Annotated in this window: 13 protein-coding genes, 2 tRNA genes and 1 pseudogene; 2 read left to right on the forward strand and 14 right to left on the reverse strand. The window is 64.8% G+C overall.

Translation table 11 applies throughout. The features are described from left to right. Positions 1-51: 51 nt before the first annotated feature. From purC to dapA, 4 genes are all read right to left on the reverse strand, one after another. Positions 52-768, reverse strand: coding sequence for a phosphoribosylaminoimidazolesuccinocarboxamide synthase (purC, locus tag CDPAHKCJ_RS13155; RefSeq protein ID WP_043333774.1), 717 nt, complete (start codon positions 766-768; stop codon positions 52-54). Between the two features lie 194 nt (positions 769-962). Then, positions 963-1,745 (reverse strand): MBL fold metallo-hydrolase, encoded by a 783-nt coding sequence (locus tag CDPAHKCJ_RS13160; RefSeq protein ID WP_166020199.1) that lies wholly within the window; start codon positions 1,743-1,745, stop codon positions 963-965. Positions 1,746-1,900: 155 nt separating this feature from the next. Next, on the reverse strand, positions 1,901-2,839 hold the full coding sequence (locus tag CDPAHKCJ_RS13165) for a hypothetical protein (RefSeq protein ID WP_054556839.1): 939 nt from the start codon (positions 2,837-2,839) through the stop codon (positions 1,901-1,903). Then, positions 2,839-3,723, reverse strand: a complete 885-nt coding sequence (gene dapA / locus CDPAHKCJ_RS13170; RefSeq protein ID WP_043336386.1) for a 4-hydroxy-tetrahydrodipicolinate synthase — start codon at positions 3,721-3,723, stop codon at positions 2,839-2,841. The genes CDPAHKCJ_RS13165 and dapA overlap by 1 nt, the downstream gene beginning before the upstream one ends. Before the next feature lie 447 nt (positions 3,724-4,170). Here dapA and CDPAHKCJ_RS13175 point away from each other — a divergent pair, with 447 nt between their 5' ends. After that, positions 4,171-4,647, forward strand: coding sequence for a peroxiredoxin (locus tag CDPAHKCJ_RS13175; RefSeq protein WP_166020202.1), 477 nt, complete (start codon positions 4,171-4,173; stop codon positions 4,645-4,647). 126 nt (positions 4,648-4,773) lie between these two features. On the opposite strand, the gene CDPAHKCJ_RS13180 is transcribed toward CDPAHKCJ_RS13175, so the two are convergent. Continuing rightward, entirely contained in the window at positions 4,774-5,865 is a 1,092-nt protein-coding gene (locus tag CDPAHKCJ_RS13180) for an AI-2E family transporter (RefSeq protein WP_043336373.1), read from the reverse strand. Then, complete coding sequence (locus tag CDPAHKCJ_RS13185) at positions 5,862-6,128, reverse strand: sulfurtransferase TusA family protein (RefSeq protein WP_166020204.1); 267 nt, start codon at positions 6,126-6,128, stop codon at positions 5,862-5,864. Before CDPAHKCJ_RS13185 ends, CDPAHKCJ_RS13180 begins: the two co-directional genes overlap by 4 nt. A 255-nt stretch (positions 6,129-6,383) precedes the next feature. Between CDPAHKCJ_RS13185 and CDPAHKCJ_RS13190 the strand changes: the two genes are divergently transcribed. After that, positions 6,384-7,886, forward strand: coding sequence for a M48 family metalloprotease (locus CDPAHKCJ_RS13190; RefSeq protein ID WP_166020206.1), 1,503 nt, complete (start codon positions 6,384-6,386; stop codon positions 7,884-7,886). Positions 7,887-7,996: 110 nt separating this feature from the next. Here the strand turns inward: CDPAHKCJ_RS13190 and nadA are convergent, their stop codons facing one another. From nadA to CDPAHKCJ_RS13230, 8 genes and pseudogenes are all read right to left on the reverse strand, one after another. After that, positions 7,997-9,055, reverse strand: a complete 1,059-nt coding sequence (gene nadA / locus CDPAHKCJ_RS13195; protein ID WP_166020244.1) for a quinolinate synthase NadA — start codon at positions 9,053-9,055, stop codon at positions 7,997-7,999. Positions 9,056-9,371: 316 nt separating this feature from the next. Further along, positions 9,372-9,446 (reverse strand) — tRNA-Lys (locus tag CDPAHKCJ_RS13200). A gap of 36 nt (positions 9,447-9,482) precedes the next feature. Then, positions 9,483-9,557 (reverse strand) — tRNA-Lys (locus CDPAHKCJ_RS13205). 256 nt (positions 9,558-9,813) lie between these two features. Then, a complete protein-coding gene (rluB, locus tag CDPAHKCJ_RS13210; RefSeq protein ID WP_043336411.1) occupies positions 9,814-10,674 on the reverse strand; it encodes a 23S rRNA pseudouridine(2605) synthase RluB in 861 nt (286 codons plus the stop codon). Between the two features lie 872 nt (positions 10,675-11,546). After that, positions 11,547-12,074, reverse strand: a pseudogene (gene scpB / locus CDPAHKCJ_RS13440) (SMC-Scp complex subunit ScpB); the annotation flags it as partial. Beyond that, complete coding sequence (locus CDPAHKCJ_RS13220) at positions 12,071-13,108, reverse strand: ScpA family protein (protein WP_166020210.1); 1,038 nt, start codon at positions 13,106-13,108, stop codon at positions 12,071-12,073. The pseudogene scpB and the gene CDPAHKCJ_RS13220, both read right to left, overlap by 4 nt. Positions 13,109-13,234: 126 nt before the next feature. Further along, positions 13,235-14,449, reverse strand: coding sequence for a tryptophan--tRNA ligase (locus CDPAHKCJ_RS13225; RefSeq protein WP_166020212.1), 1,215 nt, complete (start codon positions 14,447-14,449; stop codon positions 13,235-13,237). Between the two features lie 130 nt (positions 14,450-14,579). Beyond that, positions 14,580-16,370: a DEAD/DEAH box helicase gene (locus CDPAHKCJ_RS13230; RefSeq protein WP_166020214.1), complete on the reverse strand. Its 1,791-nt coding sequence runs from the start codon at positions 16,368-16,370 to the stop codon at positions 14,580-14,582. Between the last annotated feature and the right edge of the window lie 31 nt (positions 16,371-16,401).

Raw genomic sequence — 16,401 nt, forward strand, 5'->3', positions numbered from 1 at the left:
GTGACGTCAGAGCGTCAGTGCATCACCTCAGACCTGGCCTCGGATTCAGGCTCAGGCCGAGAAATCGATACCGATACGGCGACCGACTTCCTCGTAGGCTTCAATCACGCCGCCCAGGCCCTGACGGAAGCGGTCCTTGTCGAGCTTCTCGCGCGTTTCGGCATCCCACAGGCGGCAGCCGTCCGGCGAGAATTCGTCACCCAGCACGACTTCACCCTTGAAGACGCCGAACTCGAGCTTGTAGTCGACCAGCAGGATGCCGCCGTCGAGGAACAGCTGCTTGAGGATATCGTTGACCTGGAAGGTCAGTTCCTTGGCGCGCGCCAGGTGCTTGGGCTCTGCCCAGCCGAAGGTCTCGACCAGCGACTCGTTGATCATCGGGTCGCCCTTCTCGTCGTTCTTGAGGAACAGCTCGAAGGTCGGCGGATTGAGCTCGATGCCTTCCTCGACACCCAGACGACGCACCAGTGAGCCGGCGGAGATGTTACGCACCACGCACTCCACCGCCATCATGTCGAGACGCTTGACCAGACACTCGTTGTCGCTGACCAGACGCTCGAAGTGGGTCGGAATACCGGCCGCCTTGAGTTTCTCCATGATGAAGGCATTGAACTTGTTGTTGACCATGCCCTTGCGATCCAGCTGCTCGATACGCTTGCCGTCGAAGGCGCTGGTATCGTCGCGGAATTCCAGCAGCAGAAGATCCGGGTCGTCAGTGACGAAGACGGATTTGGCCTTGCCAGCGTAGAGCTCTTCACGCTTTTCCATGAGATTCCCCCTGATGACGCTAGACGCGTCGAGTGTTGAGGCGGTCGACGATGAATCGATCACGCTTGAGTCTGTCACGCCCAGTCGAGAAGGACCGTGGCGTTGGTGTATGGCGTGATTCGAGAGCTGTCCATCTGGTCAGCTCATCCAGAATCACAAACGCCCGATCGCGAAGCGACCGGGCGTCATGAATATCAGGCGATGGCCTGCCAGCCAAAGCCGCTGTCCTGCGCGGCGATGATCAGGCGACTATCGTCATCCGCAAGCCAGGGGGCCAGTGCCTCCCGGGCCAAGGACGGATGGTTGTTGCTCTCCGACAGGTGCGAGGCCACCAGCCGCTGCAGGCGCGACAGCCCCAGATGGGGCAAGGCGGCGCATGCCTGGGCATTGGCCAGATGGCCGAGCCGCCCCCCGACCCGCCGTTTGAGGCTGGGCGGATACGGCCCGCTGGCCAGCATCTGCGGGTCGTGGTTGAACTCCAGCACCAGACCATCGCAGTCGGCAAAGCAGCTCAGCACGTGCTCGCTGACGTGACCGAGATCGGTCAGCACGCCCAGACGCCGCGTGGCCGTCTCGCCACGTCGACTGAACACGAACTGCACCGGCTCGCGCGCATCGTGGGGCACCGTGACCGGCAGAATCTCGAGATCCTTGATCGCGAATTCCTGCTGCGGCGTGATCAGATGGCGACTCGGCAGCGTGCCCAGCTTCTTCGCGCGCCCGGCAAGCCAGGTGCCGGTGGTCAGATGCACCGGCACAGCGTGGCGACGCGCCAATGGCCCCACGCCGCTCAGGTGATCACCATGTTCATGGGTGACCAGCACGGCGTCCAGCTGCGAGGGATGCACGCCAAGGCGCGCCAGACGGGCCTCGGTCTCCTTGAGGGTGAAGCCGCAATCGACCAGCACCAGTGCCTCGCGGGTGCGGATCAAGGTGCCGTTGCCCTTGCTGCCGCTGCCCAGCGAAGCCATCGCCATCACGCCTTGAGCGCCGTCACTCGACCCACGGGCGGCCGTCAGGCCAGCCGCCAGCGTCCCACTGCCTGCCACCGGGAGGGGGATCTGAAACGACGCGGCCGCCTCACCCGACGAGTCGTCAGATGAGGCGGCGCAAGGCGTGTCGAGCCACATGCTCAGCGCAGTGTCGACGCCACGGCGTCGAGCAGCTCACGCGCCAGTGCCGGCGTGGTCTCTTCACCATCGGCACGGGTCGCCGTGACCAGGGTGTGGTCATTCTCGGCGCGCAGCTTGAGTACCATCGGCACCGGGTCACCATCGCCGCCGATACCCAACCAACCGCCATCACGCTCTTCACGCGGGATGTAATCGACCATGAACTCGCCACGCGAGCGGTCCTGATCGGTCAGCGTCTGGTAGTCGGTGTTGAAGTTCTTCTGCAGCTGATAGAGCAGCTCGGCCCAGCTGCGCTCGGTATCCAGCGCCAGATCGACCTGCCAGGTGCCATCGCGGCCTTCCAGGCGCACGCGGTCATCACGACTGAGCGACTGGGCTGCCAGCGAGACACCGCTATCGGCGGAAGACGCGGCCAGATAGCCGCTCAGCGCGTTCAGGCAGCTGCCGGCGACATCGCCGCCCTGCTGACAACGCACTTCGGAGGCATCGGCACGCAGCCCCTGGCTGACGCTGATGATGCCCTGGGCCGTGGTGATCTCGCCCTTGCCGGCATCGATGCTCTGCACATCGAGGCCCTGATCGCGCACGAAGGACTGCAGACGCGTCCATACCGCCGCCGGCGCGGCGTTCACGGCCAGCCAGCGGGCGTCACCGCTCTGACGCATGGCGACGAACTCACGCCCACCCTGCTCGCTGGTCGCCAGTGGCTGGGGACGCGGTGCCTCGAAGTCGTCGCTGGCCAGGAAGTCACTGCTGGCCTGCGGCACCGGCATGGAATCCTGATAATCACCACGATTGATCGTGTCCGGCAGCTCCAGCGGCGGCGCGATGCTGGCATCGGCATACTCGCTGTTGCGATCGTAGTAGTAGCCATCACTGGAACAGCCTGCGACCGCGAGCGCCGTCAGCAGGGCCAGTGGTACGAAACGCTGACTCATTAGTTGAGCACCTCGGCCAGTTGCAGTGCTTCCTCGACCGTGGAGTGATACTGCTCGGACAGCCAGGTCAGCGGCAGACGCACGCCGGACTCCGGCGACAGGCCCATGCGGTGCATGGCGAACTTGACCGGGATCGGGTTGGACTCGACGCCCATCGCGGAGTGCAGCGGCATCAGGCGCGTGTTGATCTGGTGGGCGCGTTCGGCATCGCCGGCCACGGCGGCTTCACACATCTCGTGCATCAGGCGCGGCGCGACGTTGGCCGTCACGGAGATATCGCCGTGACCGCCCATCAGGATGAAATCGCAGGCGGTGGGGTCATCGCCGGAGTAGAGCGCGAAGTCGGTGCCCTTGAGGCGGTCGATCAGTTCCTGACCGCGCTCCAGGTTGCCGGTGGCATCCTTGAGGCCGACGATGTTGTCGAGTTCGGCGAGGCGGAAGACCGTCTCGTTGTAGATATCGGAACAGGTACGGCCCGGCACGTTGTAGAGAATGACCGGAATACCGGCCTGCTCGGCGACGGCCTTGAAGTGCTGGTAGAGCCCTTCCTGGGTCGGCTTGTTGTAGTACGGCGCCACGGAGAGGCAGTAATCCGCACCGACTTCCTTGGCGTAGCGCGCCAGTTCGACCGCTTCGGAAGTGGCGTTGGCGCCCGTGCCGGCGATGACCGGAATCTTGCCGGCGACCGTCTCGACCACACAGCGGATGACATCGAAGTGCTCCGCGAAGGACATGGTGGTCGGCTCGCCGGTAGTGCCGGCGGCGACGATGGCATCGGTGCCATTTTCGAGGTGGAAGGCGACCAGCTGGCGCAGGGCGTCCCAGTCGATCTCGCCGGTGGCCTTCATCGGGGTCGCCAGTGCGACAATGCTACCTGTGATCATCCCTCGAATTCTCCTCTGGTGCCTGATGCGCCAGGCGTGTCCCTGCGCTGTTGAAACAACAGATTCCGGGGACAGACATCTGACATAAATTGGTTGACGCAGGACTCTGATTGCGTGGGCACGCCGACACGCGAGTCGCGTCAAGGGTGATGATGTTACAAAGACCATCGAAGCCTGTACAGACGCCATCTGCACCGGTTGTGCAAAGCGGTGGATTCCCTCGCCTGTCCGCAGGACGGATGCACGCCGGATGGGCGCGATGGCGCCGGTCGCCAAGACGGTGAAACACAAGAGTTCTGCCCTGTCTTTGACAAGTCAGGACGCCCTGCGTGTAATGCAGGACACACCGCAGAAGCGGGCAAGCGCGATGCCCATCACTGCCGGTTTTTTTCATCATTCTTGACTGTCAGCCGCCACATGGCCGTCAGTCATCGCCAGGAGAGCACGATGAGCGTCAGCCTCGGTCAGCCAATTCCCGACTTTACCGCCCAGGCCACCAGTGACACCGAAGTCACTCCGGCCAGCCTCAAGGGCAAGCAAGCCGTCATCTATTTCTACCCGAAGGACCACACGCCGGGCTGCACCACCGAAGGCGGTGACTTCCGCGACAACCTCGAGGAATTCGATGCGGCCAACACCGTGATCCTCGGCGTTTCCCGCGACAGCCTGCGCACCCACGAGAACTTCCGCGCAAAACAGGGCTACCCGTTCGAGCTGATCAGCGACCCGGACGAGACCCTGTGCAAGATCTTTGACGTCATTCACATGAAGAAATTCATGGGCAAGGAAAGTCTCGGCGTGGTGCGCTCCACCTTCCTGATCGACGCCGACGGCAATCTGGCGCGCGAATGGCGTGGCGTGAAGGTCAAGGGCCACGTCGAGGAGGTGCTGGAAGCCGCCCGCGAGCTCAACGCTGCCCGCTGACCGCCAGTCTCGAATGGCAGCAGCTCGAGTGACAGCAGCTTGGTTGGAAGCAGTTGGGTAGAGAGCGCCTGTGTGCCAGCCGCCTCAGCCATGAAAAAGCCCCGCCGATTGGCGGGGCTTTTTCGATCAGGCGCTCTTGTCCGCGACCCGATTCTCCTCGGCGCGCGCCCGGCGCGGCCAGGCGTAGAGCAGCGACTTCATCAGGGTCGCCAGCGGGATGGCGAAGAACACCCCCCAGAAGCCCCAGATACCGCCGAAGAACAGCACCGCGAGGATGATCGCCACCGGATGCAGATTGACCGCTTCAGAGAACAGCAGCGGCACCAGCACGTTGCCATCCAGGGCCTGGATGATGCCATAGGCGATCATCACGTACATGAAGGTATCGCCCAGCCCGTAATGGAACCCGGCGACGGCAGCGACCGGCAAGGTCGCCCCTGCCGCGCCGATGTAGGGAATCAGCACCGAGAAGCCGACCACGATCGCCAGCAGCGCCGAATACGGCAGCCCGAAGGCGACGAAGGTGACGTAGCTGACGCCGCCGACGATGACGATCTCGATCACCTTGCCGCGCACGAAGTTGGCGATCTGGTCATCCATCTCGTTCCAGACCCGACTCATCAGCAGGCGCTTGCGCGGCAACAGCGCCAGCGTGAAGTCCACCAGCCGCTCGCGGTCCTTGAGCATGAAGAACACCAGGATCGGTACCAGCACCAGGTAGATCACCACGCCCATCAGGTTGCCCAGCGACGCCAGCGACAGCGATACCGCGCGCTGCCCGAACTGGGTCAGCTCTCGTCCGGCGGCGCCGACCCACTGCTGGACCTGCTCCGGGGTGATCAGGCCGGGGAAGCGCTCCTGAAGCTCGCCCAGCCAGCGCTGCCCGGAGGCGAACATGCCGGGAATCTCCTGGATCAGATTGGCCAGCTGATGCCAGACCAGTGGCAGCAGGATCAGCGCACTGGCCAGCATGATGCCCATGAACACCAGCGTCATCAGGCTGACCGCCGCCAGGCGTGGCAGGCCACGGCGCTCCATCCAGCTCACGCCGCTCTGCAGCAGGAAGGCGACGATCAGGGCGGTGAAGAATGGCGCCAGCATGCTGCCGAGCAGAATGACGGCGGCGAACACCAGCACCAGCACCAGAAACAGCACCACCGCCTCCTCGTCGGAGAAATAGCGCTCGATCCAGCCACGCAACAACGTCTTCATGGTCATGACGGATCTTCCTCGCACAGCGCCTTGATCACGAAGCAATAATCGCCCTCTGGCGTCTCTTCCCGCGAGACCAGCGCGTGATCGCTCAGCGCCAGATAGGCAGGAATGTCGCCCCAGGCGCCGGCGTCGCTGGCGAGGACCTCGAGTTGCTCGCCGGCACTCATGCCAGCCAGTTTGAGCTTGGTGCGCAGCAGCGGCAACGGACAGTGCAGGCCGCGCGCATCCAGCGTCTGCAGGTGGGTATCGGCCGTGGAGTCAGCCATCGGATTCGCAGTCTCAGCGCCAGGTCGTTCGAATGCCATCTGCCCTTCCGTTCTCGTTATGATGTTCTGCCGCACGCCATGGAGGGTGCAACTTGAAAACGCCCCGATTTAAGGGCACCTTGCCTGACAAAGCAACTTTCCGCCCTGCGCGGCTGCGTCTTGCCCGGCCTTACGCAGGGCCGCCAACGCCAGTGCGGCGCCCGGCAATCCTGTGGGCCGACCGCACCTTGCGCCATATCGAAGAGGATTGCCTGCATGTCGTTGCTGCCCCCCTTGAGCGGACGCATCCGCATCGGACGCCGCGGGCTTGCCACCCTGTCGAGCGCCCTGCTCGGCCTGTTGCTGATGGGCGCACCGGTCGCCAGTGCGCCAGCCGCGTCCCACAACGACTATGGACTGCCGGACCTGGGGAGTGCGAGCGGCGGCATCTCCAGCAATGATGAATATCGTATCGGTCGCGCCTGGCTGCGTCAGTTCCGCGCCCATGTGCGTGAATGGGATGATCCCATCACTCTGGACTGGATCGGTAGCATCGTGCGTCAACTGGCACCGTGGAGCGAGCTGGATGACCGCAATTTCATCATTACTCTGGTCGCCAGCAGCCAGCTGAATGCCTTCGCCGTGCCCGGCGGCGTGGTCGGCGTCAATACGGGACTGTTCGCCTTCGCGCCGGACCGCGATGCCTTCGCATCGGTGCTCGCCCACGAGCTGGGGCACCTCTCCCAGCATCACTTCGCGCGCAACATGGAGCGCCAGGCCGAGACACGCCTGCCGACGCTGGCCGGCTTCCTCGCCGGCATGGTGATCGCGGCGGGCGGTGGTGGCTCAGCGGGCATCGCGACCATGGCCGGCACCCAGGCCGCTGCCATTTCCGATCAGCTGGCCTATTCGCGCCGCTTCGAGCAGGAGGCTGACCGCGTCGGCATCGATGCGCTGTCACGCGCCGGCTTCGACCCCGAAGCCATGCCGCGCATGTTCCGCGCCATGCAACGCATGGCCAGCCTGCAGGGCGGCAATGCCCCGGAATTTCTGCTCACGCACCCGGTGACGGAGGCGCGTATCGGCGATACCCAGGCCCGCGCCGACGCCATGCAGAAGGTGACACCGGACCCGCTCGCGCAGCTTGCCTACGCGATGATCCGTGCCCGCGCCCTGCTGGCGCTCAACCTGCGCCAACCCGAGCAGGGACTGACGACACTGCGCGAAGACAACCCCGACCCCGACGCGATTGCCTACTATCAGGCGCTGGCCGCGGCGGAGCACAACCAGGTCGACAAGGCGCTGGCCGCGCTGGACCGCCTGCACGACAAGCATCCTGACCTGACCCTGATCAGCGCCAGTGCGGTCGAGGTCGCGCGGGATGCCCGGCGTTATGAGGAGGCGACCCGGCGCGCCAGACGCCTGCTGCGCCTGCAACCCGACTATCTGCCGACGCGACTGGCCATGGCGGAAGTCGCGCTGCAACAGGACCCCGCCGCTGCGCGCCAGCAGCTGGAGGACATGCGCCGCGATCATCCCGATGATCCCAAGGTATGGAGCCTGGCCGCCGAAGCCAGTGGCCGCAGCGGCCACACCGCCGAAGCCTTCCTGTATCGCGCCGAATTCGACCAGCTGGAGGGGCGCATGGACAAGGCCTTCGCGCAGCTCAAGCTGGCCGACGAGGCCGCGCGCAAGAACGGCGACTTCAGCATGGCCAACCGTATCAGTTCACGCCGGGAGGACTTCAAGCGCTATCGCAACGCCATCGAGGAGTTCTGAGGCACCTTCCCTATCGCTGCACCAGGTAAACAAAAACCGCCGCCCCGAGGAATCGGGAGCGGCGGTTCTGGTTCATGCAGACATCAGACGGTCGCGATCAGCGTCAGCGCTCAGCCGCGATTGAATTCCAGCATCCGCGTCAACGGCTTCAGGGCGCGCTCACGCAGGCCATCATCGACGAAGACTTCCTCGGCATTCGCTTCCGACGGATCGCGACGCAGCACGGCGGCCAGATTCTCCAGGCCGTTCATCGCCATCCACGGGCAATGCGCGCAGCTCTTGCAGGTCGCGCCATTGCCGGCGGTCGGCGCCTCGTACAGCTGCTTGTGCGGCGCGGCCTGCTGCATCTTGAAGAAGATGCCTCGATCGGTCGCGACGATCAGTTGCTGGTTGTCGAGCTCGACGGCGGCCTTGATCAGCTGCGAGGTAGAACCGACCACATCGGCCAGCTCGACCACTGACTGCGGTGATTCCGGGTGCACCAGCACTGCGGCGTCCGGGTAGACCTTGAGCAGGTCACTGATGCCCTGGGCGCGGAACTCGTCGTGGACGATGCAGGCGCCGTCCCACAGCAGCATGTCGGCACCGGTCTGCTTCTGCACGTAAGCGCCCAGATGCTTATCCGGCGCCCAGATCAGCTTCTCGCCCCGGGCGTGCAGGTGCTCGATGACATCGACGGCGATCGAGGAGGTCACCACCCAGTCGGCGCGCGCCTTCACGGCCGCCGAGGTGTTGGCGTACACCACCACGGTGCGGTCGGGATGCGCATCACAGAAGGCCGCGAACTCGTCTTCCGGGCAGCCGAGGTCCAGCGAGCAGGTCGCCTCCAGCGTCGGCATCAGCACGCGCTTCTCCGGCGACAGGATCTTGGAGGTCTCGCCCATGAAGCGCACCCCGGCGACGATCAGCGTCGAGGCGTCATGGCGAGCGCCGAAACGCGCCATCTCGAGGGAGTCCGCGACGCAGCCGCCGGTTTCCTCGGCCAGCTGCTGGATGGCGTCGTCGCAGTAGTAATGCGCGACCAGTGCGGCATCTCGCTCGATGAGCAGCTGCTTGATCTCGTCGATCAGCGCGGCATCTTCGGCGGCGAGGCGCGTCGGGCAGTAAGCGCGGGCCAGATGCTCGCGCACCTGCTCACGGACGGCATTGTGGGCCTCACGACCCGGCATGGCATTAGTCAGGCTGTTCATGTGTCTCTCACCTAGCCCACAGGGGCTCCCCCTGTGCTGAGTGGGTCAGGACTCGGCCCGGACACGAACGGCCCGTGGCGGCCCTGCCAGCGCTGCAGCTGGGCTCCCCAGACTGCGGCGTGTGCCTTGGGCGTCTATCGCCCGCAGCGGCGTCCGCACTGAGCGGACATGAGCCTTGGCTCGCCCACAAGGATACGCCTGGCGCGATCGCGGCTCCAGTCGACCTGGGGCAACGGACTCTTTCCTTTCGCGTAACAAAAATTGCCCCGCGCCAATGAAGGCACGGGGCAAGATCTGGTGGGTCGTGAGGGATTCGAACCTTCGACCAATTGGTTAAAAGCCAACTGCTCTACCACTGAGCTAACGACCCGCCGCCGGGTGCTTTGCAAGAGACCATTCCAGAGAATGGTGGGTCGTGAGGGATTCGAACCTTCGACCAATTGGTTAAAAGCCAACTGCTCTACCACTGAGCTAACGACCCTTGCGAAGCGGGACGTAAGATACCGCCGATCCCGTTTCGACGCAAGCCTTTTGCAAAAAAACTTCAAGTAAATGACCAGCTTGTCCGCTGGCACCTCGCGAAACGCCCGCGCCAGTGCCTGAGACAAAGACCCGCAAGCCCGCGATGGGCGCGGGCTTGCGGGCTACCACTTAGGTCGCACGAGCTTGTGGCATGTCCACGAGCTTATGCCATGTCAGTGAATGACGACATGTTGCCGTCCTCACCGACTACGCCATCAGCGCGGCTTGCGCGTCCGCTGCGGCGGCTTCTTCATGGCGCGCACCGGACGACGCTTCTGCTTGTCGCGGCTCCAGCGGTTCTGCTCGTCCGGCGTCAGAGCCGGCGCCTTGCGATGCTCGAGACCTGCCAGCGTGGACAGTTCATCGATCTCGCTCTGCTCCATCTCCACCCACTCACCGGCGCGAGCGCGCTTGTCGAGGAAGATGTTGCCGTAGCGCACGCGCTTCAGGCGGCTGACGGTCAGGCCCTGGGAGTCCCACAGACGGCGAACCTCACGGTTGCGGCCTTCCATGATCACGACGTGGAACCAGCTATTGATGCCTTCGCCACCGAATTCCTGCACATCGGTGAAACGTGCCGGACCATCTTCAAGCATCACGCCATTGACCATGTTGACGACGTGCTCGCGCTTGACCTCCCCCATGACACGCACGGCGTACTCACGCTCGATCTGGGTCGACGGGTGCATCAGACGGTTGGCCAGCTCGCCATCGGTGGTGAACAGCAACAGACCGCTGGTGTTGATGTCGAGACGACCGATCGCGATCCAGCGCTCGCCCTTCAGGCGCGGCAGACGCTCGAAGACGGTGCGGCGGCCTTCCGGGTCCTTGCGCGTGCACAGCTCGCCTTCCGGCTTGTTGTACATGATGACGCGACGCGCCGTCTCTTCGGCGCCCTTCAGGCTCTGCGGGCGATCATCGAGGCTGACCTGGTCACGCGGGCCGACGCGATCGCCCAGCTGGGCGACCTTGCCGTTGACCTTGACGCGACCGGCGCTGATGGCGACTTCCATCTCACGGCGCGAGCCGAGACCGGAGCGCGCCAGCACTTTCTGCAGCTTCTCGTCCTCGACCAGCTTGTCACCCTTGGCCTGCGGCGGCAGCGGACGCAGTTCCGGCGCGTCGGCGGCGGCGGCCGGCTTCTTGCCGACATTGGCCTTGCTGCCGCGCGTGGACTTGCCGGTATCACGGGTCGGGCGAGCCTGCTCGCCACGCTTGTCGGCGGAATCTGCCGCGCTTTTGTCCGCGACGTTCTTGTCCGCAAAGGCCTTGCCACCGGCGTGCTTGCCGCCAGCCTGCTTGTTGCCTGCCTGGCTGCTGCCGGGGCGAGAGGTCTTGCGCTTATCAGAGTCTGTCTTGCTCATGACATGAACCATTTCATCTATAGGAGTTTCGCCTACGCAGGGTCGTCATCATCGACGGTCCCGGCAGCGGAGGAGTCGTGCGGCTGCGCATCGGCAGCGTCGTCATCCTCGTCTGCACCGCGCAAACGTTGGCTGAGGCGCGCTTCGAGTGTGGCGAAGTCGAACCCCGAGCCGGTGGACGCCATCCCGGCGTGATCATTTTCCGCCTGTGAGGCGGAAGGTACTGCTGTGTTCGGTGTGTCATCCGATGCGCCGGAGGTGTCGAGTGCGCGCATCTTCAGCGCCTCTTCCAGCTGCTCGGCGGTGACGTCCGGCGGTTGCCAGTCATCAGGTACCGGGGTGCCAGTGTCGGTCTCGAGACCTGTCTCAAGACCTGTCTCAAGAGCTGACTCAGTCTTTGACTCTGCCTCTGCGTCAGATGCTGACTCAGGCGCTGTCTCATGCTCTGGTCCAGTCCCCGCATCAGCGCCGTCTGCCGGCGCCTCCTCCACCTCGCCGTCCGGGTCATCCGGCAATGGCAAGGTCTGAGAGGGCGGCACATCATACAGGTCTGCCTCGAGCTGTTCGAGTCCTTCGAAGCCTTTCAGTTCATGCACCGGCGGCAGCTCTTCCAGCGTCTTGAGCCCGAAGTCATCGAGGAACTGACGCGTGGTGGCGAAGACCGCCGGGCGCCCCGGCACATCACGGTGGCCGACCACCCTCACCCAGCCGCGCTCGACCAGGGTACGCATGATCGAGGAGCTGACCGTCACGCCACGCACCTGCTCGATATCACCGCGGGTCACCGGTTGACGATAGGCCACCAGCGCCAGGGTCTCCAGCAAGGCGCGCGAATAACGTTGCGGACGCTCTTCCCATAGCCGCGATACCCAGGGGGAATACTGCTGGCGAACGCGCAGCCGCCAGCCACTGGCGGTCTCGATCAGCTCCAGCGCGCTTGTGTCAGCCGGGTGACGCGCTTCCAGCTTGCCCAATGCCTCGCGCAGCGCAGGCTTGGTCGGGCTTGAATACTCATCGAACAGACCGGCCAGGCGCTCTAGCGTCAGCGGCTCGCCGGCGGCCAGCAGGGCCGCTTCGATGATCTGGTCCAGCGGGACATCGCGCAAACTCATGACGCCGCGTTCTCCTGCTCGTCGGATGGGGGTATGGAAGGTGACGTCTGCGCCTCATCGGACGCTGCGTCATCGTACGCTGCGTCATCGAACGCCCCCTGATCGGCCGCCACCTCATCTTCGTCGGCGAATTCCAGCGCCAGCCAGTCCTCATCATCCTCGGGATCCGGTTCCGGCGTGCGCGCGCGCACGTGAATCGGTGACAGCGGCGCATTCTGGACGACCTCGATCATCGACTCCTTGGCCAGCTCCAGAATCGCCATGAAGCTGACCACCACGCCGGCACGCCCTTCCTCGAGCGTGAACAGCTTCTCGAAGGGCGTGAAGTGCTCATGACTCAACAGATTCATGATCGCCAGCATGCGCTCGCGGGTCGACATCACCTCACGCGAGATGGTGTGCGCCTGGACGAGGTCCGCCTGACGCAAGAGACCGGACAGCGCGCCGAGCAATTCCGACAGGTCGACATCAGGGTGCACCACGCGCGTCTCGAGCTCGGGCAGGTCTGCCGTGGCCACGAACCAGTCGCGTCCCTGACGCGGCATCTCATCCAGCCCTTCGGCGGCCAGCTTGGTCTGCTCGTATTCCTGCAGACGACGGATCAGCTCGGCGCGCGGATCCTCTTCCTCGTCATCATCACTCTCCTTCGGCTGGCGCGGCAGCAGGCTGCGCGACTTGATCTCCGCCAGCATCGCGGCCATCAGCAGGTATTCACCGGCCAGGTCGATCTGCATGGCATGCATCAGCTCGACATACTCGATGTACTGATGGGTGATGGCCGCGACATTGATGGCGAGGATATCGAGATTCTGACGACGGATGAGGTAGAGCAGCAGATCCAGCGGCCCCTCGAAGGTCTCGAGAAAGACCCGCAGTGCCTCAGGCGGGATGTACAGATCCTGCGGCATCTCGGTGAGTGCGGTGTCGTTGACGCGCGCCAGCACCGTCGACGACGCCGTCGGGGGCGTGACGAGAGGTGCGGGCTGATGCCCATCGGTGAGGGCAAAACTGGCGCCATCGAGCAGGTCGCTCATGACATCTCCTGCAGGAGGCGGGTGAAGATGGGTCTGGGGGACGGGCATTCTAGCGGCTCGCGCCCCATCCCCCAAGTCTTTACGCCGCCGGTGATACGCCGGGCCCGCGCTCGGCGCCGCCCGTGTCTAGCGATAGGTCAGGCCGATCACGCGCCGCAGCTCATCCAGGGTGTCACGCACGGTGTCGCGGGCCCGCTCGGCCCCTTCTGTCATCATGGTGCGCACCTTGCCATGCTCCCCTTCCAGCGCCTCGGCACGTTCACGAATCGGCGCCAGCGCCGCGTCGACATGCTCGATCAGACAGCCCTTGCAGTCCAGGCAGCCGATGCTGGCATCGCGGCAACCCTCCGCCGCCCACTGGCGGTCCGAGGCGGGCGTGAAGCTTTCATGCAGCGTCCACAGCGGACAGCGCTGCGGGTCACCGGGGTCCTGGCGGCGCACGCGCGCAGGGTCGGTGGGCATCTCGCGCACGCAGGCCGCGATATCGTCGCGCCCGCTGCGCAGGAAGATGGCGTCTTCGCGTGCGGCCTTGTGCGTTTTGAGCTCCATGCCCAGCAGCGGCTCGACATCGCCCTGCCAGTGTTCCGGCTCGCCGAGGATGCGACGCCCGCCACCTTCCAGATAGCCCAGCAAGCGCTCCTGCTGGTTGCGGTTGAGCTTGCTGGTCTCGGCCAGCAGACCGCGCGCACGCTCGAAGGCCTCGAGATCGCCCTCTTCCTGATAGTCGCTCAACCATTCGCGGTAAAGGCGGCCGCTCTTCTTGCCCAGGCGCGCAATGGCGCGTTCGGCCTGTTCCTCGAAGCCGGCATCGCGGCCATAGCGATGGTTGAAGCGCCGGGCGACCTCACGGGTGAACTCGATATGCGCACGCTGCTCAGGGCCGGCGGGCACCACCTGCCCCCGCAGCGCCAGTATGTCGGCCGCCTGCATCAGCGGTGCCCCCAGCATCGCGAAGCTGGCTCCCTGCTGCTCACCGAGCCCGGCGACCATCTCACGATAGCTGGGCAGACGCTCCAGCCATGCCTTGGGCGTGACGCTGGCCAGGATCATGTGCACATCGGTCAGCTCCGGCACCCAGGACTGGATGAACAGGGTAGCGACCTTGGGGTTGACCCCACAGGCGAGACAATCGATCACCATCGCCCAGCTGTATTGCTCGATCTCGTGAGGCGCGTGACCGCTGACCGCCAGCGCGTTCCAGTCGGCGACCAGAAAATAGGCATCGTGATGGTATTGCAGCTCGGTCCAGCGCCGGATCACTGATTGATAGTGTCCGAGTTGCAGGTGTCCGGTGGGGCGTAAGCCGGACACCAGCCTGGCCGAGGTATCGGTGGCACTCACCTTGTGAGTTCTCCCTGAGGCGTATGAAGCCGTCAGTCTAGCAACCCGAGGCCCCGATCAGCATCCCCGCGACGTCGTGTCCCTGACAACAGGCGCCAGCTGATGGCTCAGGCAGCGGCCAGCGCACCTGTCAGCCGGCGGCGATGCCGGTGCGATAGCGCCCGGCATAGTCGAACAGCTTGTCGCGGACCTGCCAGTAACGCCCACTCTTGCGCCCGATGACAAAGTCCGGTGCCTTGAGGCGCTCCTCGCCTGCCAGCACCTCGGCGATGTCCTTCGGTGCCCAGTCACTGCCCGGCGCGCGCAGATGACGCGCGAGGAAGCTCAAGCGGAAGGCGTGGCGCTGGGCGGAGGTCTCGAGCGCGAACCACTCGGACAGATCGGTGCCGTCCTCGTCGTAGTAGGTCACCTTCAAGCGTGGCAGGCCGCGCCCGTTGCGCGCCTCCTCCAGCTGCCAGCCACTGACGCGCAGCACCCGTGCGCCGCGCAGCTTGAGCGCATCGCGCAACTTGTCATCCGGGTCCACCAGCCGTGCCTGACAGGCGTGACAATGGCGCGCGGCAATGTCGTTGGCCTCACCACATTGCGGACAGGCCTTGGCCCGATAACGGAAGTCGCACTGTACCAGCGGCCTGCCCTCGCCTTCCGGTGACTCGACCAACCCCTGACAGCGGCGCCCGAAGTGCTCGATCACCAGCTCGCCATCCTTGCGTCCCCAGAACAGATTGGCATTGCCGCATACCGGGCACTCGACCTGCACGATCTCGGTGTCGCCGGCCGGCTTCGGCGTCGCTACCTCCGGCGCGTAGAGGTCCCAGGGATTGCCGGCGTAGTCGAGAATCAGGCAGTCCGTCTTGCCGGGACTCAGGCGCAGGCCGCGCCCGACGATCTGCTGATAGAGACTGACGGATTCCGTGGGCCGCAGGATGGCGATCAGATCGACATGCGGCGCATCGAAGCCGGTGGTGAGCACCGCGACATTGACCAGATACTTGAGCTGCTGGGCCTTGAAGGCATGGATCAGCCGCTCGCGCTCCTCGCCGGGGGTCTCGCCGGTGATCAGCGCCGCCTCACCGTCGGGCAGAAGCCCCGTGACCTCCTCGGCATGTTCGACGGTGGAACAGAACACCATCACCCCACGTCGCTCGCGTGCCTGGGCGACGATATCCAGCACGATGCCCGGCGTCGCGCGTGAGCCCTGCACCACCTCGTTGAGCTCCGCCTCCTGGAAGCTGCCACCGATGCCGGGCGCCAGCTGCGAGAAATCATAGCGCGCCACCGCGACATCGACGCGCCGCGGCTCACTCAGAAAGCCCTGGCGAACCATCAGGCGCAGCGGCTGCTCGAAGACGCAATCACGGAAGAAGCAGTCGTCGTCACCGCGCACCATGCCATGATAGTGACGATGGAAGATGAAGCCCTGCCCGAGGCGGTACGGCGTCGCCGTCAGCCCCAGCACCTTGAGGCGCGGGTTGTGCTCACGCAGGTGATCGATGACCTTGCGGTAGCTGGCGTCCTTCTCCAGCGAGACACGGTGACACTCGTCGATCACCAGCAGCGTGAAGGGCGCTGCCTGAGCATCAGTCGCCTGTTCCTGCGGCGTGAAGGCATCGAGATTGCGCACCACTGACTGCACCGAGCCGAACACCACCTGACGCGAGGCCTGCTTGCGCTTGAGGCCGGCACTGAAGATGTCGGCCTCCTTGCCATAGGATTCGTACTTGGCGTGGTTCTGCTCGACCAGTTCGCGCACATGCGCCAGCACCAGCACACGGCCACGTGCGATACGCGCAAGCTCCGCGATCACCAGTGACTTGCCGCTGCCGGTGGGCAGCACGATCACCGCCGCCTCATCACTCTTGCGAAAATGCTCGACGGTACGCCGCACGGCCTCCTGCTGATACGGACGCAGCTCAAACATGCAGCGTCGTCCCGCAAGACGGGAAAATGGG

The sequence above is a fragment of the Cobetia sp. MB87 genome, from assembly GCF_011319755.1.
Lineage (GTDB): Bacteria > Pseudomonadota > Gammaproteobacteria > Pseudomonadales > Halomonadaceae > Cobetia.